Consider the following 20529-nt stretch of genomic DNA (forward strand, 5'->3'; position numbering starts at 1 on the left):
TCAGGCCGGAGCGGCTTTCCGGACTTTTTCGGACCGCTCCGGCCGGTCTTTTTCCCGACACCTCCGCCATCGGGAAATCCCGACCGCCGAAAACAACTTTCAGCCCTTAACTGCAATTGGGGCGGCTGCTCACGGGTATGCGGGCTTGATATTAACCTGGGCCCCTTGTGGCGGAGGACTCCTATTGCGTTGTCCCCCGATTTCATGTTTTGATCCGGCTTGTTCGTCAAACCGGCCTCCACCCCCCTCCACTGGCCGGGTCGCGGTAAGGATGTACGGCACTTTTCTGCTGTCACGCCCGGACCTCCGCCCGGGGGATTGGAGGAGTCCCTTTTCCATGCGAACACCGTCATGGCCGCGCGCACATCGGGCCCGACCGGCCGATCATCAATAACGTTCTCAGCCGAGGCATCGGAACGTTCCCACCGGGTTCAATTTTTTCGGAGGTCAAGCTGTCGTGCGCGAAATTCAGGTGAACATTCAACGGAGGCTGCCTTGACACCATCCGGGCCGCAGGAGCCGGAGCTCTCCGCCCCGCCTGCCGATCCTGGCGGGCTCACGCTCAAACCGTTCGACGTCCGGCTGTTCCGAGAGAGCTCCGAGACGACCGTGGCCAAGCTCGAGAAACACCTGGCCGACCTGTCACTCAAAGGGCTGTCGCTGACCGAGCCCGCCGTGCTGTCGCGGGCGGCCAGGGCCCTGATGACGACGGAGCGGGAGCACATCGCCGGGTACGACGAGGACCGGCTCGCCGCCATCATCGACCTGTACGTCAAGACTGGCATCCAGGTGCACTCCCCCGGCTACATGGGCCGGCAGTTCTCCAGCACCGTCCCGCTGGCCGGCGTCATCGACTTCGTCAGCTCCGTGGTCAACCAGCCGTCGTCGTTCTACGAGGCCGGCCAGCTCCCCAACGTGGTCGAGAAGATCATGGCCGACGAGCTCAACCGCTTCATCGGCTGGCCGGCCGACAGCTTCGCCATGGTGACGACGTCGGGCGGCTCGCTGGCGAACCTGACCGCGATGCTGGCCGCCAGGAACGACCGCTTCCCCGGCTTCTGGTCGGAGGGCAGCGCGGCCTACCTGGGCCAGGCCCGTCCCGCCATCGCCGTCGGGGACGACGTGCACTACAGCGTCTCCCGCACCGCGGGCGTCATGGGCATCGGTGAGGCCCAGATCGTCCGGCTGCCGCTGAACGCGGCGCAGCAGATCGACATGGACGCGGTGCGCCCGGCGCTGGACGCGGCGGAGCGGCGCGGCCTGGGCGTCTTCTGCCTCGTGGCCTCGGCCGGCACCACGTCGGTCGGCGCGTTCGACCCGATCGACCGCCTCGCCGAGGTCGCCAGGGAACGCGACATCTGGCTGCACGTGGACGGCGCGCACGGCGCCAGCCTGCTGGTGTCGGACCAGCTGCGCCACCGGCTCAAGGGCATCGAGCTGGCCGACTCGCTGACGTGGGACGCGCACAAGATGATGTTCACGCCCGCGCCGTGCACGCTGCTGTTCTACCGGGAGAAGGACAAGAGCCGGCGCGCCTTCCGCCAGCGCGCCAGCTACGTCTTCGACGAGGACCCGGACGTCTACACCGCCATGGACAGCGGCGGCAAGACGATCGAGTGCACCAAACGCCCCATGATCATGCCGCTCTGGGTCGTGTGGGCCATGTACGGCCGCGCCCTGTTCGCGGAGAAGATCGAGTACCTGTGCCGGCTGACCAGGGACGTCCACCGCGTCCTCCAGGCAGAGCCGGACTTCGAGACCACGCACTACCCCGAGTCCAACATCCTGTGCTTCCGCTACCGCCCCGGCTGGGTGCGGGAGGAGGACGTGCACCGCCTCCAGGTGACGGTCAGGGACCGCGTCAAGAGCCGGGGCACGTTCTTCATCTCGAAGGTGGACGTGGCCGGCGTGGCCGCGCTGCGCGTCGTGATGATGAACCACCTGATCACCGAGGAGCACTTCCGGATGCTGCTCGACGAGATCAGGGCGGTGGGCGAGGAGTTGTGCGGCAACCGGCAGAACGATCAGCAGCGAGTGGGAGGACGCCGATGAGCCCGAGCACCACGGATCCGCGCACCCTGGCGGCGAAACTGATCCCGGAGGAGGACCTGGCGCCGCCCTCCGTGGAGGCGGTGCCGGCGCTGCCGTCCTTCGCGAGCAGGATGCACGAGTTCGAGCGGGCCTTCCGCACGCCGTACAGCGAGCTGCCGCACGAGGTCCAGGACGCGCTGGTGCTGCGCCGCCTGCGCCAGCTCGTCGGCACGGTGCGGCTCAACCCGGCCTGGCGCGAGCGGCTGCGCGACTGCGGCGAGCCGATGACGTACGAGGACTGGCAGGCGATCCCGCTCGCCGACAAGGACGCGCAGCGCGACCTCTACATGGAGGGGCGGCCCGGGCTGGTCGTGCCGCTCGACCGGGGCGGGTTCGAGGTCGTGGCGAGCGGCGGCACCAGCGGCGGCGCCCCGCTGGAGATCGTGTACGCCCTGCGCGAGCTGCACGACACCTACCGGGTCGCCGGGCGCTTCCTCGGCGCGTACCAGCTCGGCCGGTACCTGCCGGACGGCGAGGGTCCGAAGTGGCTGTGCACGACGCTGGCCGACTACCAGATGTGGAGCAGCGGCACCATGGTCGGCGGCGTGCTCCAGCACGTGCCGGGCGTCAACTACATCGGCGCGGGGCCCGTGACGGCCGGGGTGCTGGAGCACATGTTCTCCTACCCGGGCCCGAAGGCGCTCATGGGGATCAGCGCCGGCATCGCGATACTCAGCGACCTGGGGCAGGGCCTCAAGCGCGAGGCCAGGGAGAGCTTCCGGGTCGCGCTGTACGGCAGCGGCGTGCTGGCCCACCGCAAGCGCGCCGAGCTGAAGGCGGTCTACCCGAACCTGACGATCCTCAGCTACTTCGCCGCGACCCAGGCCGAGACCATCGGCCTGCAGCTGGAGGAGACGTCGCCGTGCCTGACGGCCGTGCCCGGGCTGCACCTCGTCGAGATCGTGGACGACAAGGGCCGCTGGGTCGGGGAGGGCGAGGAGGGCGAGCTGGTCGTCACCCGCCTGCACGCGCACGAGGCGCCGCTGCTGCGGCTCAAGCTCGGCGACCGGATGATCAGGCGGCCCCGCCTCGACGGGCCGGGACCCCGGGCGGAGCGGTTCGAGTTCGCCGGGCGGACCGGGGACGTGCTGCACATCGCCGACAGCCAGTACTCCGCCGCCCGCGCCTACGCGGCGGTGCGGGAGGACCTGCGGCTCGTCACGCCGGTGGACCTGGACGAGGTGGCGCACGAGGTGCAGTTCGTCAACCAGCGTGAGGAGCGCTCGATCACGCTGCTGGCCGCCGTGGACGACGTGGCGGCGCTGACGTACGCGACCGAGGCGGCGCTCGGCCCGTACGGGGCGCACCACGTGTTCGTCAACGCGCTGCCCCGGTCGTTGTCGCTGTTCAACCAGGGGGAGGCCAACGCCGCCTCGATCGAGAAGACCGGCTACCGGTTCCACCTCCGGTTCGTGCCGCGCTCGTCCCCGGAGATCGAGCGGACGAGCGTGGGCAAGGTGCCGCTGGTCCGCGACCGTGGCTGACACCTAGAGAGGAGATCGGAAGTGGCCGTGAAACCGCAGGTGAACATCATCGCCCTGGTGGACGTCATCGGGGCGCTGTCCGACCGCTCGCTGCTCAACGGGAACCTGGTCATGATCGACGACGGCTCGTTCGCGAGCCGGGCGCAGGGGACACCGGACCTGTGCACCGTCGTCCAGCCGGGCCAGGTCGTCCAGTGGACGGCGCTGGCGGTGGACCTGCAGACGCCGGTCGAGATCAAGAACATCGAGTTCCTGCGGCTGCAGCCGCCGCCCGGCCAGCCCGCCTACCCGGCCCGCAGCCGGGCTGGGCGGGGCCGGCCGGCGCGCCCCCGGGAGGCATGATGCCCGCCCCCATGCAGCAGCAGCCCGCCTACGCGGGAGCGGCGCCGGGCTACGGGCCGGGCGCCTACCCGCCGGGGCCGACGGGACCCGCCGCCGTGACGGGCGCCCCCACCACGGAGAGCGAGAAGCTCGACCTCGAGATCTGGGCCGGGGTCGTGCCCTACTACATGGTGCCGGGGGTGGCCTACCGCTACCGGCTGGAGTTCCAGATGTACGAAGGCCCTTACAGCGTGCTGTACGTCGAGACCCCCTCGCTGATGCGGATCTAAGGGAAGGAAGGCCCATGCCCCAGCAACTCGCGATCATCGTCCTCGTGGACGTCGGCAACGCCCTGGAGATGAAGACGCTGGAGGGGAACACGTACCTGTTCGACAACATGAAGCTGCACGGCTCCGAGGGCCAGGGCACCGGCGAGCTGGTGACCGCGATCCACGGCTCGTACTGGCGCGACGGCTCGCAGGCTTCGGAGCAGGTGCTGAACTGGCTGCCGTACAGCCTGGGCTCCATCCCGCCCACCGTCCCCCGCGGCTACGAGGCCGAGCGGGCCCGCCAGACCGACCGGCAGGCCCTGGCCGAGCTCGAAGCCATGGTGAACAAGCCCGCCAACCAGGGGGCCGACGCCGCCGCCCAGATCAGCCAGCTCCAGCAGACGCTCGGCACCCGGGTCAAGAGCACGCGGCGCACGCGCGGCCCCGCGACGCAGAAGATCCTGGACGTGACGGGCCACGTCATCTCCTACGACGGCGCGGCCGCGCACAGCTACCCGCCGCCCGTGATCACCGACATCTACGGCGAGGCCGTCGACAAGAAGATCATGTATCCGGCCGAGTACGGCTCCCCCGACATGGTGACCGACGGCTGGTACTGGTCGGCCACGGTCGACTCCACGCGGCCGGGCACGTACACGTACACGATGGCCATCCAGCTGCACCGGCTGCTGCTGCAGGGCGGCGACTGGACGTGGGAGCCGGTGGACCTGACCTGCGACTCGAAGATCAGGATCATGTCGGAGCCCAAGCGCAACGCCTTCACGAAGTCGGGCCTGGGCCTGCTGCCCATCCCGCCCGCCTGAACCGCCCACCCACCACGAGGAGGAACCGTGCCCCCAGAGCGAAGACGCGGGACGACAGCAGGGCGCCCATCTCGATCACCGCCGTCCTTGACGCCGTGGGCGCCCTGGCGGCCGGCAGCGTGCGCGGCAACCTGTACATGTACGACACGAACAAGGCGGGCGGCTCCACCGGCTTCGGCACCGAGGAGCTGCGGACCAGGGTCCGCGCCGGGGACCGCGTCCTGTGGAACTGCCTGGCGCTGGAGTGCGAGGCGTTCGTCGGGATCGCCGGCATCGAGGTCGACAAGAGCGTGATCGAGCCGGAGCGGAAGGTGTATCCGGGCACCGACGTCGCGTACTGGATCGGGACCGTCAAGAAGGACGACATCGACGTGGTCCCGTACCGGATCCGGTTCCTGGTCGGGACGCGCACCGAGCCGATCACCACCACGCTGTCGCCCACGCTGGTGGGCTGAAGGAGGCACCGCTGATGGTCATGCCCAGCACCAAGGCGCGCTCCGGCGGCGTCGAGAAGCAGAACCCGGGGCAGCTCAACTCCGTCCAGCTCAACATCGTCACGCTCGTGGACATGGAGAAGGCCACCGAGAACAAGTCGCTGTCCGGCGCCATGTACATGGTGGACAACAGCGTGGGCGGCTCGGGCCAGGGCACCTCCCGGCTGGAGACGGTCTGCAAGCCGGGGCAGGTGCTCAACTGGATCATCCGGCCGATCGACATGGAGCGGCGCCGCGACGGCACCTGGCCGCCCATGCCCAAGATCAACAACATCGTCTTCCTGGACGTGGAGGCCGGTGACGAGGAGGACGTCGCCGAGAAGAAGGTGTGCGTCGAGCTCAAGATCTACGGCGCGCCCGACCGCATGCGCGACGACCTGACGCCCGTCTACTACTACTGGGCCGGCACCGTCCTGCCCACCATCAAGCCCGGGACCTACCGGTACCGGCTGGTCGTGGAGCTGGAGCAGGAGAACAAGAAGGAGCGGCTCTACCTGAACACCGAGGGCCACCCGTCGATCAGGGTGATCCCCGTCTGAGGGCGGCAGGGGGGACAGCGCGGTCCCCCCTCCCGTCACATCTTGCCGGCCAGCAGGGCGACGGCGTCCTCGGTGGTGGTCACCGTCGAGAACACCGCGCCCTGGACGGCGGCGACGGTGCGATGCAGATCCTGGGCGGTGATATTGCCGAGGCTGAATTCGCTGATCGCGTCGTCCACATAAAAGACTTTGTAACCGAGTTGCACCGCCTCACGTGCGGTCGTGTCGCAGCAGATGAACGAGGTGAATCCACAGATCACCACCCGGTCCACCTGCCGGCTGCGCAGGAACCGGTCGAGGTCGGGATTGGAGAACGAGCCGATGTAGTGCTTGGTGAGCACCGTTTCGTCCGGCGCCGGCCGGACTTCGTCGACGAAGTCGATCCCCGGGCTGCCCGCGTCGAAACTCCGATCTCCGGGCACTTTGCTGATGTGGCGGACGTGCACCACCGTGGCCACGTCACTCGATCGCGCGGTTTCCAGCAGGCGTTTGATGTTGCTTATCGCCTGATCGAATCTCTCGACGGGCAGCGCCCCGGTCCGGGAGTATTCCTGCTGCGCGTCGATGACAAGGAGCGCAATCATGCTTCTCCTTCTGTCTGTCGGCGAATTGCCGGTCGAATTATTCCCGGGGCGATGAACGAAAAACCGGGAATGCTAATTCGAGCGGACCCGCGCGGTCGTGGAGGTGCGCGCCACCAGGTCGGGCTGGAAGATGACCTGGCGGTGCTCGTGGCCGTCGGCCAGGTTCGCCTCCTCCAGCAGGAGCGTGGCCGCGGTGTGGCCGAGCTGCTCGCGCGGCTGCCTGATCGACGACAGCGGCACCGCGGCCGCCGCGGCGAAGTCGATGTCGTCGTAGCCGATGATGGCCAGGTCGGCGGGCACCCGCAGGCCGCGCAGCGTCATCTCCTGCAGCACCCCGATCGCCACCAGGTCGTTGGCGCAGAAGACGGCGGTGGGCCGCTCGTCCGGGGGCAGCTCGGCGATCTGCCGGCCGACGGTGCGGCCGGTGGCGACGGTGAGGTCCGGTAAGGGGATCACGGTCAGCGTGTCGTCGGGGCCGAGCACGTCGGCCAGGCCGTCGCGGCGCTGGCGTACCTGGCGGACCGAGAACGGGCCGCCGGCGAAGGCGATGCGGCGGTGGCCCCGCTCGCGTAAGTGCCGGCCCGCCAGGCGGCCCCCGAGCACGTCGTCCACGGCCACCGCGCAGCCGCCCACGTGGCCGGCCGAGCTGTCGAAGCGCACCACCGGGATGCCGCGCGCGACGAGCCTGCTCAGCCGCTCCTCCTCGCCGCTGTCGTTCACCGGCGTGATCAGCACGCCGAGGGGCCGCTGCTCCTCGAACGTCTCCAGCAGCCCCGCCTCACGGCCGGCGTCCTTGTTGCTGTTGAACACCATGACGGTCACGTCGGCCTGCTGCGCGGCGCTCTCCACGCCGCGCAGGACGTCGATGAAGAACGGGTTGGCGAGGTCGAGCGCGACCACCCCGATGGTGCGGCTGCGCCCCGCCCGCAACTGCCGGGCCGAGCCGTTGCGCACGTAGCCGAGCCGCTCGATCGCCTCGCGTACCCGGCGCAGGGTGTCGGGCGCGACCATCTCCGGCCGGTTGAGCACGTTGCTCACGGTGCCGACGGAGACCCCGGCGAGCCGGGCGACCTCTTTCATGCTCGACATCGTTCCTCGAGTCCCGTGAGCGGCGCGAGCGGGGTTGTTCCGCTGTGATCATAGCGCAGCCGCTCCGAGCAGTTTGGAACGATTTGAGCACGCCGCTACTTGCCGTACGTCGCGTCCGGCACGGCGGGCTCGTCGTTCGTCCAGCCCGCCACGAACGCCTCCACCTTGTCGTTGCCCTTCACCTGCTTGCCGCCGGCGGCCGGGGCGTCGTCGGTGTACTGCGCCATCAGCGTCATCGTCCCCGTGTTCACGACGATCTGCTGCTTGAGCGTCTGCTTGTCGGTGGCCAGGTCGGGCAGGGCCAGCTTGCGGCCGGTCCGGCCCAGCGGGTCCTTGGCCTGCCCCAGGTCCCTGACGCCCTTGGTGGTCCGCAGCGCCTCGTACGCGGCGGCGCGCACCTTCTGCGGCACCGGGTTCTGGTAGAGGAGCTGGGTCAGGGACTCGGCCACGAACAGGTCGAGGTGGTCCAGCCAGTCCTTCTTGGTGACGCCGGGCGCGGTGGTCTTCGCCTCCTCGGCCGACTTGTCGATCCAGGCGTTCACCTCGGCGGTGATCCGCCTCTTGAGCCCGGCCGCGTCGGCGGGCAGCTTCTGCAGCTCCTCGAACGTGACCGGCCGCTCCCCCAGCATCAACGCGATCGGGCGGTCCTCCTGCTTCTTCACCCAGCCCTTGCCCGGCCCGGTGGACAGCGAGATCTTCATGCCCTCCGTGCGGTACGTCCACGAGGTCGGCGAGCCGTCCTTCTTCCACGCCTCCTCGTCCTGCTTCGTCTTCGGGTAGGCGCCCAGCGGCCGGTAGGCCGTCCACGACCGGCCGTCCGGCGTCGCCCAGTCCACGCTGACCCGCCGCTCCATCATCGTGTAGCCGCTGCCCACCGGGTGCATGTGCTCCAGCGTGATGAAGGTCTTGACCCGCCAGTACTTCCCCTGCGGCTCCGCCGCCTGGGCGGGCGCCGCGGTCAGTGCCAGGCCGGCCATCGTCGCGACCGCGGCTGCCAGAACTCTCATTTCGTCTCCTTCAGTGGGTTGTGATCCGTCCAGACGCTCTCCCGGATCGCCGTGTACTCCAGGAGCCGCCCGTCCTGGGCGGTGCGCGTCTCGATCGACAAAGGCTTTCCGGTGGCGGGATCGATCACCAGCCGGGTCCGGGTCTCCCCCGCGTACCCGGTCACCGGCAGCTCGCCCGACCGGTACTCCAGGCCCTCGCCGGGCCTGCCGAGCACGTCCGTCACCCGGCCGGCGGCCGTCACCCCGGTCAGGGAGGCGAGCAGCCGGTACGCCGCCGCGCGCGTCCCGCTCGTCACCGGCGCGTACACCAGCAGCCGCACGACGTTGTCGGCCAGCGCCCGCTCGTCCACGCCCGCCCCGAACAGGGCGCGCAGCCCCTCGGGCGTGTCGGGGACGTCGCCCAGCTTCGTCAGCGGCCGGCCCGCGAGCACGACGCGGAAGTCCCAGTCCTCGCTCGACCAGGTCTCCGGCTCGCCCGCGGCCCCGCTGACGACCCCGCGGGCCCGCTCGCGCGTGACCAGGCCCGGCGTCTGCCCGCCGTAGGTCCAGGACGCCGGCGAGCCGGCCGCCTGCCAGGCCGCCTTGTCCTGCTCGCTCGCCGGCTCCGCCCCCAGGTACGTGGTGCGGTACCAGGTGCGCGCCTCCGGGTCGGCGGGGATCCACACCTCGGCCGACTCGCTCTGCCGCAGCCGGTAGCGGTGCTCCGGGTCGTCGAACTCGCGGCCGTTCACCAGCGTGCTGCCCCACCAGGCGCCCTCGTCCGGCTGCCTGGCCACCGTCTCGGCCGCCGCCAGCAACATCCGGTCCGCGGACAGCGTCGCCACCCCTGCCGGCGGCGTGACCTGCCGGGCCACCGGCGGCGCCGACGTCATCACGACGGCCGCCGCGGCCGCCGCGCCCAGCAGCGCCACGCCCGCCGCGCTCCAGCGGCCCCGCCGGACCCTCCTCTCTTGGGCGAACGCCCTGCTCAGCCGCTCCCGGCCGGCCTGCTCGACCCTGGGGTCCAAGGGGGCGGGGGCAGCAGCTCCCGCACCGCCCGAAAGTCATCCATCGGTTCCTCCTGACAGCGGGTTGACGCCGCCCAGGGCGGCACGAAGCTTCCTGCGGACGCGGGACAGGCGGGAGCCGACCGTGCCGTACGGGATGCCGAGCGCGGTGGCCACCTCGTCATGGCTCAGCCCGCCCAGCGCGCTCAGCAGCAGCACGTCCCGGTCGCCGGCCGGCAGCGCCTCCAGCTCGGCCGCCAGCCGCGCCTGCTCGCTCGCGGCGTCCACGCGGCTGATGACCCGCTCCTCATGGCCGTGCTCCGGCCGCTCCCCGGCCGCGGAGCTGCGGCGCAACGCCGCCAGCTTCCTGACCTCCGCCCGCCGGTGCAGGGCGATCAAATTAGTGGCGATGCCGTACAGCCAGGGACGCACCTCGCCGCGCTCCGGGTCGAAGCTCTTCCGCTTCCTGAACGCCGTGAGGAACACCTCGGAGGCGAGGTCGTCGGCCGCCTGCTGGTCGAGCCGCCGCCCCAGATAGGCGTGGATCTCGGCCACGTACCGGTCGTAGATCTCGCCGAACCGCTCCGGCCTGCGGTACGACGCCTTCAGCAGATCCGCGTCGCTCATCGCCCCCTGCGGGGTGAGCCGGCGTGGAGCCGTCATGTTGGCAGTCACACCTGTACTCAACCGAAGGGCCCATTTCCTTTCACGGCCGGGTCGACCCGTTTTGGCCTGCGGGGTTGACCCCTGAGATCATCCATGCCTAGATCGAGAGACTCATCCGCCCCACGAGCCCGGAGGACACCCCCGCATGGCATCGGCAGGAGCGCCGGAACCGCTGACCGGCCACGCCGACGAGCGGCGCCGCCGCCGGGGGCTGGCGTTGCGGATCTCCATCCTGCTGCTGGGCGTCCTGCACCTGGTGCTCGCCGCCGTCCTGATCGCCCTGCCCGGTCGTACGCCCGCCTTCGACCCCTTACCCACGCCGGACGCGAGCGGGGAGCCGAACACGGAGCGCCGGATCGCCGCGATCACCCCGCACCCCGCCTCGGCCCCGGCCTCTCTTAGGGCGTCCTCTCCGGTCCGGCCCGCCACCAGCACCTCGGCCACCCCGGAAGCCGCCACCTCCGCCTCCTCCACGGCCCAGGCCACGCCCCGCCCCAGCCCCGTACGCACGCGAGGGTCCGTGGCGCCGTCGGGCGGGCAGGAGGCGTCGAAACCGGTCCCAGCGATCGCGCCGTCGGCCGGAAACACCACGAAGACGCACCGCCCGGCCAGGACCCCGAGCCCCGCCATCGCGCCCGCCCCGAGGTGGTGCCGCCGGGCCGCACCCGCGAGCCGCCGGGCCGCGTCCGGGGCAGCGGCCCGGGACAGGGCAGATGAGCCCTGGGTCTCCACCCCCGTCTCCACCTTTCTGACGTGCCGCTCCACCCACCCCCGTCCCTAGCGTCATGGCATGGACAAACGGCTCGAACTGCTGCAACGCCTGCTGGACGCCAACGGGGGAAGAATGAATGGGAAGTTCCTGATCGCGGTCGCCGTCGTGGCCGTGATCGTGGTCGTCGGCTTCATCGCGTTCCGCCTTATCCTGGTGGAGATGATTCTCAGCCTGCGGGACTCCCGCTAGCACATGCGCGAGGTGTGGGGGCGGGTCACCCGGCTGCTGGCCGCCGACGACCCCGAGACCGGGCGGCTCACCAGGGCGCTGCTGACCCTGGTGCTCGCCTGGTCGCTGGCCGTCGCCTCGCCCGCGCGGGCGGCGGCGCTCGTGTGGCCGGCGCTGGGCGTCGCGATGGCGTGCTGGCTGGCGTTCGTCCTGCTCGACGGCCGCGTCCCCGCCGCCGCTCCCTCCAGGGCCCCCGCGACGCTGCTCCTCGCGGCCGGCTCGGCGCTCGCCGCCACGGTGTCGGGGTCGGAGTCGGCGGCACCCACCGTGTTCCTGTTCGCCATGCTGCTGCTGTACGCGGCGCACCCGGCGCCGGGCATGACCGCCATCTGCCTGGTCGCCGCCGCCGACCTGGGCCTGATGGCCGGAAGCCTGATCTGGTTCGACCGCCCGCGCACGTCGATCGTCGTCCAGGGCGCGGTGATGGTCTGCACGGTCCTGTTCGCCCTGCACCGCCGCCAGTACCGGCGCGCCCTCCACGACCGGGCCCGCGCCATGGCCCTGGACGAGCGCGCCCGCATCGCCAGGGAACTGCACGACGTGCTCGCCCACTCCCTGGGAGCGCTGGGCGTCCAGCTCGACGTGGCCGAGGCCCTGCTCACCGAACGGGGCGACGTGGAAGGGGCGGTCGCCCGCATCCGCCGCTCCCGCGGCCTGGCCAGGGAGGGCCTGGTGGAGGCGCGTGCGGCGGTCGCCGCGCTCCGCGAGGACATCCCCCCGCTGCCCGACGCGCTCGGCCTCCTGGTCACCCAACACCGCCTCGACCACTCGGTACGCGCGGACCTGCGCACGACGGGCACCCGCCGCCCGATCACCCCCGCAGCCGAGGTCTGCCTCCTCCGCACGGCCCGCGAGGCTCTGACGAACGCCGCCAAACACGCCCCCGGCGATCCGGTCACCCTCGACCTGTCCTACGGCGAGACCTCCGTCCGCCTGACCGTCCGCAACCCCCTTCCCGCCGCCAGGCCCGGCGAGGCGCTTGGGGAAGGGGCGCCGGCCGGGAGCGGCGGGCACGGATTGGCGGGGATGCGGGAGCGCGTGGCGCTGGCCGGCGGGACGCTGAGCGCCGGGCCGGTGGGCGCGGTGTGGGAGGTGCGGGCGGAGGTGCCGGAGTGAGGGTGCTCGTGGTGGACGACCAGCAGGTGATGCGCGAAGGGCTCGTCGCGCTGCTGGACCTGGTCGACGGCGTCGAGGTGGTGGGGGACGCCGGCGAGGGCGAGCAGGCGCTGCGGCTGGTGGCGGAGCTGCGGCCGGACGTGGTGCTGATGGACCTGCGGATGCCGGTCATGGACGGGGTGGAGGCGACTCGGCGGATCGTCCGCGACCATCCGGGCGTGGCCGTGGTGGTGCTGACGACGTACGACGACGACCGGTCCGTGGACGCGGCGCTGCTGGCGGGGGCGCGCGGCTACCTGACGAAGGACGCGGGCCGGGCGGAGATCGCGGCGGCGCTGCGCTCGGCCGCCGCCGGCCAGTCCACGTTCGCGCCCGCGGCGGCGAAGCGGCTGGTCGAGGTGCTGTCCCGGGGCGCCCCCGAGCCGGTGACCGACTGCCCCGACGGGCTGACGGTGCGGGAGGTGGAGGTGCTGCGGCTGATCGCGCGCGGGCTGAGCAACGCCGAGATCGCCGCCCGGCTGTTCATCGCCGGCACGACGGTGAAGACGCACATCAACAACGCGTTCGCCAAGATCGGCGTCCGCAACCGCACGGAGGCCGCCGGCTACGCCCGCGACCGCCTCCTGTGACCGCGACCCGGGTTTCCGGAAGCGCTTGACAGCGTTCCCTTACTGGAAAGAAACTTAACCGATCACGAGAGAGCGCTCTCTCCCAGAAGCCCCCCGCTGAGGAGTCGAACGATGATCACCAGACGGGCCCTGCTGGCCGGTGCGGCGGCCACCCCCTTCCTGGCGCTCGCGCAGCGCGCCGAAGCCGCGACCACGCTGCCCCTGACCGTCGTCAACCACACCTACCGCTACGCCAACAACGCGATCTTCCTGTACGTCGTCGGCACCGACCCCGCCACCGGCAACCAGGTCTTCGTCAGGGCCGACGGCACCAAAGTGCCGGTGTCGCTCTCGCTCAACGGCCCCGACGGGTTCGCCGACCTGTCCATCCCGCTCGCCACCAGCGGTGACACGCGGGTGACGTTGCCGTGGATGTCGGGCCGGGTCTACGTCTCCATGGGGCAGAAGATCAGGTTCAGGGTGGTCACCGACGGCAACGGGCGGCCCGCGCTCCAGCACCCGGCCGGCTGGGTGACGTCGGACCCCAGCTACAACGTGCTGCACGACTTCATGGAGTTCACCTTCGACAGCAGCGGCATGTACTGCAACACGACGATGGTGGACATGTTCAGCATCCCGATGGAGCTGCGGCTGGCCGGTCAGGCGACGCAGACGTCGGGCACGCTGGTGCGGAACGGGCGGGCGCAGATCTTCGCCGGCATCGCGGCCCAGCCCGCGTTCAAGCCGCTCATCGTGGGCGACAACCTGCGGGTGATCGCCCCCGGCCACGGCATCGACGCCGGGCTCTTCCCCGCCAATTACCTCGACCCCTACATCGACCAGGTGTGGAGCACGTACACGTCGGCGAGCCTGCGGGTGACGGCGAACGGCGTGACGTACACGGGGCGGGTCTCCGGCGGGCAGCTCGTCTTCGACAAGGGCATCCGCGCCTTCGCCAGGCCGAGCACCCGCGACGTGTTCTACTGCAACGGCGCCCTGCACTCCGACGGCGTCTCGGGCCCGGTCGCGGCGATCCTGGGCGCGGGGTTCAACCGCACGACGCTGGTCAGCCATCCGAACCAGCCGACGACCGACCCCGCCACGTTCTACCGCACCACGCTCACCAACCACTACGCCCGCGTCCTGCACGAGAACACCGTGAGCGGCAAGGCGTACGGCTACCCCTACGACGACGTCGCCGACGGGTCCACCTACATCCAGGACCACGCCCCGACGTCGCTGCGGCTGCGGCTCACGCCGTTCGACGCGACCCCCTGAGGCGGTGCGGAGCGGCGCGGCGGGAACCGGTAGATTCGGGGCGAAACCACTGCGTGCAGGCGTGTCCGCCGCCGCGTGTGGCCGGGCAGCGTCTCTGCCCGCTCGCCGATCTCTAAGGAGCCCCCGTGACCGTTCCCCATGTGCCCGACATGCAGGTGGAGGTGCCCGGCATACAGGCGAATGTGCCCGGCGTGCATCCGGCCTGGCTGCCTCCTGACGCCTTCCGCGCCGCCGGTACGCGCCGCGTGCTGGTCCTGGCCGACGACTCGGAGGTGGCCGGCACCGTGCGGGCCGAGGTGGCCGACGCCTGTGAACGGCACGGCGGTGCGGTGGTGGCGCCGGGTGCGGCCGGTGACCTCGTGCTCGCCCTGTCCACGGCCGGCGACCTGCCGCCGGCCGTGCAGGCGTCGCGGGGGCAGGAGCCCGGGCCGGAGGGTTTCGTGCTGGGCCGCCGGGACGGCGTCACGGTGGTGCTGGCCGACCACCCGGCGGGCCTGCTGTACGGGTGGTTCGAGGTGGTGCGGCGCGGTGCGGCCGCGTTCGGTGAGGACTGGCCCGCCGAGGTGCACCGCCCCGCACTGCGGCGGCGCATGCTGGACCATTGGGACAACATCGACGTGCATCCGGTGATGGGCCAGGTCGAGCGCGGCTACTCGGGCGGCTCGATCTTCTGGCGGGACGGCGTACCGCACGAGGACCTGACCCGGGTGCGCGCGTACGGGCGGCTGCTGGCCGCGACGGGCGTGAACGCGGTCGCGATCAACAACGTGAACGTGCACGCCACCGAGGCCCGCCTGCTGACCGACCGGCTCGCCGAGGTCGCCGCCATCGCGGCGGAGCTGCGCCCGTACGGGATCCGCGTGCACCTGTCGGTGAACTTCGCCTCGCCGATCGCGCTCGGCGGGCTGGACAGCGCCGACCCGCTGGACGAGGGCGTGCGCGCGTGGTGGGCGCGCACGACGGAGCGGGTCTACGAGACGATCCCCGACTTCGGCGGGTACGTGGTCAAGGCCGACTCGGAGGGTCAGCCGGGGCCGTTCGCGTACGGGCGCAGCCACGCCGACGGCGCGAACATGCTGGCCGACGCCCTGGCCCCGCACGGCGGCGTGGTGCACTGGCGGGCGTTCGTCTACGACCACCGCCAGGACTGGCGCGACCGCTCCACCGACCGCGCCCGCGCCGCCCACGACCACTTCGCCCCGCTCGACGGCCTGTTCAGGGACAACGCGATCCTCCAGGTCAAGTACGGCCCCATGGACTTCCAGCCGCGCGAGCCGATCTCCCCCGTGATCGCGGCCATGCCGGCGACGAGGCTCGCGGTGGAGCTGCAGGTGACGCAGGAGTACACGGGCCAGCAGCGGCACGTCTGCTACCTCGGCCCGATGTGGAGCGAGGTGCTGGGCTTCCGCTTCTGGGGGCCGGGCGAGCGCACGGTCGCCGAGGTGGCCGCGCGCGGCGGCCTGGTGGCGGTCTCGAACGTGGGCGACGACCCGTACTGGACGGGGCACCCGCTGGCCCAGGCCAACCTGTACGCGTTCGGCCGGCTCGCCTGGGCCCCGGACCTCGACCCGGCGGCGATCCTGGACGAGTGGATCGGCCTGACCTTCCCGGGTGGAGACGACCTGGTGCGCGGCACGCTGCACGAGATCATGGACGGCTCGTGGGCGACGTACGAGCGGTACACGGCCCCGCTCGGCGTCGGCTTCATGGTCCGCCCCGGCCACCACTACGGCCCCGACGTGGACGGCTACGAGTACACCCCGTGGGGCACCTACCACTTCGCCGACCGCGACGGCGTCGGCGTGGACCGCACCCGCGCCACCGGCACCGGCTACACGGGCCAGTACCCGGCGCCGTGGTCGGAGGTGTACGAGTCGCGCTCCGAGTGCCCGGACGAGCTGCTGCTCTTCTTCCACCACGTGCCGTACCAGCACGTGCTGCAGAGCGGCACGACGGTCATCCAGCACATCTACGACACGCATTTCGCGGGCGCCGAGGAGGCGGCGGGGATGCGGCTGGCGTGGGAGAAGCTGGCGGGCTCCGTCGACCCGGCGTTGTACGCGCGGGTCAGGGAGCGGCTGGACGAGCAGGTCCGGTGCGCGGAGGAGTGGCGCGACCAGGTCAACACCTATTTCCTGCGCAAGTCAGGGGTGCCGGACGCCCACGGCAGGCGCATCTACTGACGGGTGCAGCACCGCTCCCCCAAGGCTGAAGCGCCGCACTACTGACGCGTGAAGCGCTCCTGGACCTCGGTGATCATGGCGCGGCTGTTCCACAGCAGCGTCGCCGTGAGCACCGAGGCCAGCAGCGCCAGCGCCGCCTCGGTGGCGAAGAAGGTGACGCCGCCGGCCACGATGAGCAGGCACGCGTTGGCCAGGGTGGCGGCGGGGAAGCGCCCCAGCGAGTACGCCGCCAGCTTGGCCACGTCCACCGCCCTGAACGCGAACAGCGAGGTGATGACCAGCGCGTTGGCCACCCACAGCGTGCCCCCTGCGGCCAGGACGACGAGCAGCGCCGCCCACCAGCCGGGCACCCCGGCGGCGGAGAAGTTGCCCAGGTTCATGCCGACCAGGGCGAGCACCGCGAGCCAGGGCACCCAGACCTTGAGTGCGGCGCCGAAGTTGAGCCGGTAGCCGCGCCAGAACGCCGAGGCGGGCCGCAGCTCGGTCAGCTCGCGGCTGCGGTGCCGCAGCGCGTACAGGGCGGCGGACAGTGCGGGGCCGGCGGGCAGCAGGCAGGCGGCCATCAGCGGGAGGTTGCCGGCGGAGCGATCGAGCAGCACCAGCACCACCAGGCCGGGCACCGCGGTGAGCAGCACGAGCAGTTCGACGACCAGCAGGGTGTAGATCAGGGCGGAGGCCCGCGAGAGCGGGCCCGTGCCGAACTTCCTCGAGGCCGTCACGTCGCTCATCGCATGCCCTCCTCCAGGCCGAGCAGCCGGCGGTCGTCCCACCACGGCGGGGTCTCGTCCACCACGGGGGTGAGCTCGACGAGCGTGACCTCGTGGCGGTCGAGGATCAGGTCGAGATCGGCCGTTCCGCCGGTGACCGGCAGGCTCTGGTGACGGCGGACCGGTTCCGCCGCTTCCCGGAGGATATCGAGCTGTCTGGGGTGTGGTGACCGGGGACGTCCCATTTCGCACCAGGCCGCCCAGGCGTTGCCCATCTCCTCGCTCACCGACGAGCGCAGCACGAAGGCGGACTCGCCCGGGAAGGGGATCGACAGCCGCACGGTGTGCCCGGCCACGGCCGGCCCGCCGGTGACGTCCACGGGGGCCCAGGCCAGCACGGTCACGCGGCCCGTGTCGTCCCTGGTCACGAGGTGGTCCTCGCCCCTGGTCAGGAGCTGGTCGCCCATGCGGGCCAGGAACGCGTACAGGTGGTAGGTGGGCTTCTTGATCTGCCGGTGGGTCAGCAGGCCGAAGCCGCCGTGGAAGATCGAGGTCGGGATGCCGACCTCCTCGAACATGTCGCTGAACGTCCAGTACGCGAAGGAGTCCGCCAGCTCGCCGCCCTCGGCCAGGACGGGCGCCAGGTAGGCGGCGTTGAACGCGGTGTCGTGGATCGGGTTGTCGGGCCGGTAGGAGGAGTTGAACTCGGTGATGTGCACCGGCAGGCCCTCCAGCGGGCCGCCCGCCACCTGGCGGCGCGTGATGGCGAACTGCTCCAGCAGGCCCGAGGCGGGCGCCAGCGTCTGGTACACGCCGAACGGCACGGGCTGGGCCGGGCCCGAGGTGTAGGCGTGGCGGCTGAGGAAGTCCACCGGCACGTCGCGGGAGGTGACGAAGTCGGCGAAGCGCGGCATCCACTCGTCGGAGCCGGGCGAGATGGCGGGGCCGCCGACCTGCAGCGACGCGTCCACGTCCTTGATCGTGCGGGCGGTGACCTCGTACAGGCGGTGGTAGGCGGCCTCGTCGGCGCCCTGCCAGAAGATGTCGAGGTTCGGCTCGTTCCAGACCTCGATCGGCCAGCGGCGCACGCGGTCGAGGCCGTAGCGGTCGATGAGGTGGGTGATCGTGGCCCGCACCAGGGCCGCCCACTCCTCGTACGAGCTGGGCGGGGTGACGTTGGCCTGCCACCAGAAGACGGTCTGCTCGCCCGAGGCCAGGCCCGACGGCATGAAGCCCAGCTCCAGGAACGGCTCGATGCCCAGCTCCAGGTAGGCGTCGATGACCTGGTCCACGTAGGTGAAGGAGTGGCGGACGTGCCGCTTGCCCGCGTACTCGTAGGGCTGGTGCACGCCGACGCCGTCGCTGAACAGGCCGTGGCCGCGGATGTGACGGAAGCCGATCTCCCGCTGGACGAGCGCCAGCGAGTCCTGGTAGTCGCGCCGCAGCGCGAGGTCGAAGCGTCCGGTGCCGACGCAGAAGCGCCAGGCGTCGGACAGCCGCCCGGAGGGCTCGCCTGGGACGAGGTTGCGCATGCTTATTCCTTGTTCGGTCCGCGGGGAAAGAGAGCGGCCGGGCCGCCCCCGGCAGGAGGGAGCGGCCCGGCCTGGAGGGGATCAGCCGCCGTGGGACTTCTTGAACCGCTCGTAGGCGGAGTTCACGAGGTTGATGTACTGGGTGGAGTTCTTGGCCTCCAGCTCCTTGACGTAGGCGTCCCACTCGCCGAGGTCACGCTCGCCGAGGATGAACTTCAGCGTGTTCTGGGTGACGTGGTCCTTCAGCGGCGTCTCCCACATGGAGGCCTGCTCGCGCTCCTCCTCGCTGAGCGGGGCGGCCGGCTCGACGGGCCACTGCTTCCTGGCGTTCATCACGTTCTGGAACTCCATCTCCTCGTCCGAGAACGTGGACTGGAGCAGCTTGGTCGGGCCGCCGTAGGCGAAGACGCCGTTGCTGAAGCCGAAGTCCTTCTGCAGGTGCTTGGGGGCGCCCGGGTTGAGGCCGACGAAGTCGACGTCCTTGGCCAGCTTGTACTTGCCGGAGGAGTCCTTCGTGAACGTGGTGCCCTCGACGCCCCACTTCGCGAACTCCATGCCGGCCTCGGAGTACCAGAGCCAGTCGATGAACTGCATCATGGCGACGAAGTTCTTGTTCTCCGTGGCCTTCTTGGAGATCATGACGCCGTTCTCCAGGCGGCTGGCGAACTTGTACTCGCCCGCCGGGCCGATCGGCACCGGGATCTTGACGATCTTGGCGCCCTTGACGTTCTCGGTCAGCGCCGTCCGGTAGTCGTTGATCAGCGACTGCGCGTTGCTGCTGATCACGAACGACTTGCCGGAGATGAACTTCTGCTTGGCGGCCTCGTCCTGCTGGGTGAAGCTCTCGGGGTCGAGCAGCTTCTCCTTCACCAGCTTGTTGAGGTACTCGATGGCCTGCTTGTACTGCGGCATCGCGCCGGTGTAGACGAACTTGCCCTGCGCGGCGTCGAACATCGAGTGCGCGTACTCCCAGCCGCCCTTGCTCCCGTACGCCTGCGCGATGAGCTTGATCAGGTTGCCGCCCGGCGTGGGCACGCTCCACCGGTCGGTCATCGGGTAGAGGTCGGGGTACTCGGCCTTCATCGCCTTGAGCATGGTGTAGAAGTCGTCCAGCGTCTTGGGGACTTCCAGCTTCAGCTTCTCCAGGATGTCGGTGCGCACCGCGAAGGAGTAGTCGGCCCAGGCGTTCTCGTGCAGGCCGGGCAGCAGGTAGATCTTGCCGTCCGTCTGCATGATCGAGTTCAGCTCCGGCTGGAGCTGCCACTTGGCGACCTTGTCCTGGAAGTTCGGCATCAGGTGGAAGTAGTCGCTGACCGGCAGGATCGCGCCGGAGGAGACGAACGCCTCCTCCTGAGGGTGGTACGTCTTCGGGATGATCAGCGGGGCGTCACCGGAGGCGATGAGCAGGCTGCGCTTCTTCTCGTAGTCGCTGAGCGGCACCTCGACCGGCTTGAGCGTGACGTTGGTGCGCTTGGTCAGCTCCGACCAGAACAGCCAGTCGGGCTTGTTCGGGTAGAACGAGTGGTTGTTGTAGAGCACGTCGAACGACAGCGGTTCGGTCGCCTTGAACTGCTGGCCGACGCCGTAGCCGGCCATCGAGCCGGCCTTGTTGCCGGCCGCCGTGGCGCCGTCCTTGGCCGGGGTCTCGCCGTCGCTGCCGCAGGCGGTCAGGGCAAGGGAGGCGAACGCGCCGAGGCCGATGATCGCCTGACGCCGCGAGATGTCGCGCATGGGGGGAAATCCTTTCTAGA

21 protein-coding genes are annotated in these 20529 nt (G+C 70.7%); 13 read left to right on the plus strand and 8 right to left on the minus strand.

Annotated elements, in window-relative coordinates:
• Positions 1 to 495: 495 nt before the first annotated feature.
• The 7 genes from KIS93_RS45630 to KIS93_RS45660 all read left to right on the plus strand — a co-directional run bounded on the left by KIS93_RS45630 (position 496) and on the right by KIS93_RS45660 (position 6022).
• Entirely contained in the window at positions 496 to 2052 is a 1557-nt protein-coding gene (locus KIS93_RS45630) for a pyridoxal phosphate-dependent decarboxylase family protein (protein WP_186404808.1), read from the plus strand.
• Positions 2049 to 3575: a phenylacetate--CoA ligase family protein gene (locus KIS93_RS45635; RefSeq protein ID WP_080041527.1), complete on the plus strand. Its 1527-nt coding sequence runs from the start codon at positions 2049 to 2051 to the stop codon at positions 3573 to 3575. The genes KIS93_RS45630 and KIS93_RS45635 overlap by 4 nt, the downstream gene beginning before the upstream one ends.
• Positions 3576 to 3596: 21 nt before the next feature.
• Positions 3597 to 3917 (plus strand): hypothetical protein, encoded by a 321-nt coding sequence (locus tag KIS93_RS45640; protein ID WP_186404809.1) that lies wholly within the window; start codon positions 3597 to 3599, stop codon positions 3915 to 3917.
• Positions 3918 to 3928: 11 nt separating this feature from the next.
• Entirely contained in the window at positions 3929 to 4186 is a 258-nt protein-coding gene (locus KIS93_RS45645; RefSeq protein ID WP_222107886.1) for a hypothetical protein, read from the plus strand.
• Positions 4187 to 4200: 14 nt separating this feature from the next.
• Positions 4201 to 4989, plus strand: coding sequence for a hypothetical protein (locus KIS93_RS45650; protein ID WP_080041529.1), 789 nt, complete (start codon positions 4201 to 4203; stop codon positions 4987 to 4989).
• Positions 4990 to 5084: 95 nt separating this feature from the next.
• A complete protein-coding gene (locus tag KIS93_RS45655; protein ID WP_186404811.1) occupies positions 5085 to 5444 on the plus strand; it encodes a hypothetical protein in 360 nt (119 codons plus the stop codon).
• A 14-nt stretch (positions 5445 to 5458) separates the two neighbouring features.
• Complete coding sequence (locus KIS93_RS45660; RefSeq protein WP_080041531.1) at positions 5459 to 6022, plus strand: hypothetical protein; 564 nt, start codon at positions 5459 to 5461, stop codon at positions 6020 to 6022.
• 35 nt (positions 6023 to 6057) lie between these two features.
• On the opposite strand, the gene KIS93_RS45665 is transcribed toward KIS93_RS45660, so the two are convergent.
• The 5 genes from KIS93_RS45665 to KIS93_RS45685 all read right to left on the minus strand — a co-directional run bounded on the left by KIS93_RS45665 (position 6058) and on the right by KIS93_RS45685 (position 10351).
• Positions 6058 to 6606: a cysteine hydrolase family protein gene (locus tag KIS93_RS45665; RefSeq protein WP_080041532.1), complete on the minus strand. Its 549-nt coding sequence runs from the start codon at positions 6604 to 6606 to the stop codon at positions 6058 to 6060.
• A gap of 72 nt (positions 6607 to 6678) precedes the next feature.
• Positions 6679 to 7686 (minus strand): LacI family DNA-binding transcriptional regulator, encoded by a 1008-nt coding sequence (locus KIS93_RS45670; RefSeq protein WP_230465453.1) that lies wholly within the window; start codon positions 7684 to 7686, stop codon positions 6679 to 6681.
• Between the two features lie 104 nt (positions 7687 to 7790).
• Positions 7791 to 8702, minus strand: coding sequence for a hypothetical protein (locus tag KIS93_RS45675; RefSeq protein ID WP_155128276.1), 912 nt, complete (start codon positions 8700 to 8702; stop codon positions 7791 to 7793).
• On the minus strand, positions 8699 to 9709 hold the full coding sequence (locus tag KIS93_RS45680; RefSeq protein WP_186404812.1) for a hypothetical protein: 1011 nt from the start codon (positions 9707 to 9709) through the stop codon (positions 8699 to 8701). The genes KIS93_RS45675 and KIS93_RS45680 overlap by 4 nt, the downstream gene beginning before the upstream one ends.
• A gap of 36 nt (positions 9710 to 9745) precedes the next feature.
• On the minus strand, positions 9746 to 10351 hold the full coding sequence (locus KIS93_RS45685; RefSeq protein ID WP_080047093.1) for an RNA polymerase sigma factor: 606 nt from the start codon (positions 10349 to 10351) through the stop codon (positions 9746 to 9748).
• A 148-nt stretch (positions 10352 to 10499) separates the two neighbouring features.
• Between KIS93_RS45685 and KIS93_RS45690 the strand changes: the two genes are divergently transcribed.
• From KIS93_RS45690 to KIS93_RS45715, 6 genes are all read left to right on the plus strand, one after another.
• Positions 10500 to 11135, plus strand: coding sequence for a hypothetical protein (locus KIS93_RS45690; RefSeq protein ID WP_186404813.1), 636 nt, complete (start codon positions 10500 to 10502; stop codon positions 11133 to 11135).
• Between the two features lie 9 nt (positions 11136 to 11144).
• Positions 11145 to 11315, plus strand: coding sequence for a hypothetical protein (locus KIS93_RS45695; protein ID WP_155128278.1), 171 nt, complete (start codon positions 11145 to 11147; stop codon positions 11313 to 11315).
• A gap of 3 nt (positions 11316 to 11318) precedes the next feature.
• Positions 11319 to 12470, plus strand: coding sequence for a sensor histidine kinase (locus KIS93_RS45700; RefSeq protein WP_080041537.1), 1152 nt, complete (start codon positions 11319 to 11321; stop codon positions 12468 to 12470).
• Complete coding sequence (locus KIS93_RS45705; protein WP_268966884.1) at positions 12467 to 13099, plus strand: response regulator; 633 nt, start codon at positions 12467 to 12469, stop codon at positions 13097 to 13099. Before KIS93_RS45700 ends, KIS93_RS45705 begins: the two co-directional genes overlap by 4 nt.
• Before the next feature lie 111 nt (positions 13100 to 13210).
• Complete coding sequence (locus tag KIS93_RS45710) at positions 13211 to 14356, plus strand: beta-1,3-glucanase family protein (RefSeq protein WP_080041538.1); 1146 nt, start codon at positions 13211 to 13213, stop codon at positions 14354 to 14356.
• A gap of 125 nt (positions 14357 to 14481) precedes the next feature.
• Positions 14482 to 16539, plus strand: a complete 2058-nt coding sequence (locus KIS93_RS45715; RefSeq protein ID WP_230465454.1) for an alpha-glucuronidase — start codon at positions 14482 to 14484, stop codon at positions 16537 to 16539.
• Positions 16540 to 16577: 38 nt separating this feature from the next.
• Here KIS93_RS45715 and KIS93_RS45720 read toward each other — a convergent pair whose 3' ends face one another.
• The 3 genes from KIS93_RS45720 to KIS93_RS45730 form a co-directional block, all read right to left on the minus strand.
• Positions 16578 to 17267 carry a DUF624 domain-containing protein gene (locus KIS93_RS45720; protein ID WP_080041540.1) on the minus strand — a complete coding sequence of 230 codons (690 nt, stop codon included), beginning with the start codon at positions 17265 to 17267 and terminating at the stop codon, positions 16578 to 16580.
• Positions 17264 to 18778, minus strand: coding sequence for a GH39 family glycosyl hydrolase (locus KIS93_RS45725; protein ID WP_080041541.1), 1515 nt, complete (start codon positions 18776 to 18778; stop codon positions 17264 to 17266). The genes KIS93_RS45720 and KIS93_RS45725 overlap by 4 nt, the downstream gene beginning before the upstream one ends.
• Before the next feature lie 81 nt (positions 18779 to 18859).
• The gene (locus KIS93_RS45730) at positions 18860 to 20509 is read right to left on the minus strand and encodes an ABC transporter substrate-binding protein (protein ID WP_080041542.1); all 1650 of its coding nucleotides are present in this window, start codon (positions 20507 to 20509) and stop codon (positions 18860 to 18862) included.
• Positions 20510 to 20529 lie beyond the last annotated feature (20 nt).

It is taken from the genome of [Actinomadura] parvosata subsp. kistnae (assembly GCF_900323885.1).
Taxonomy (GTDB): domain Bacteria; phylum Actinomycetota; class Actinomycetes; order Streptosporangiales; family Streptosporangiaceae; genus Nonomuraea; species Nonomuraea composti.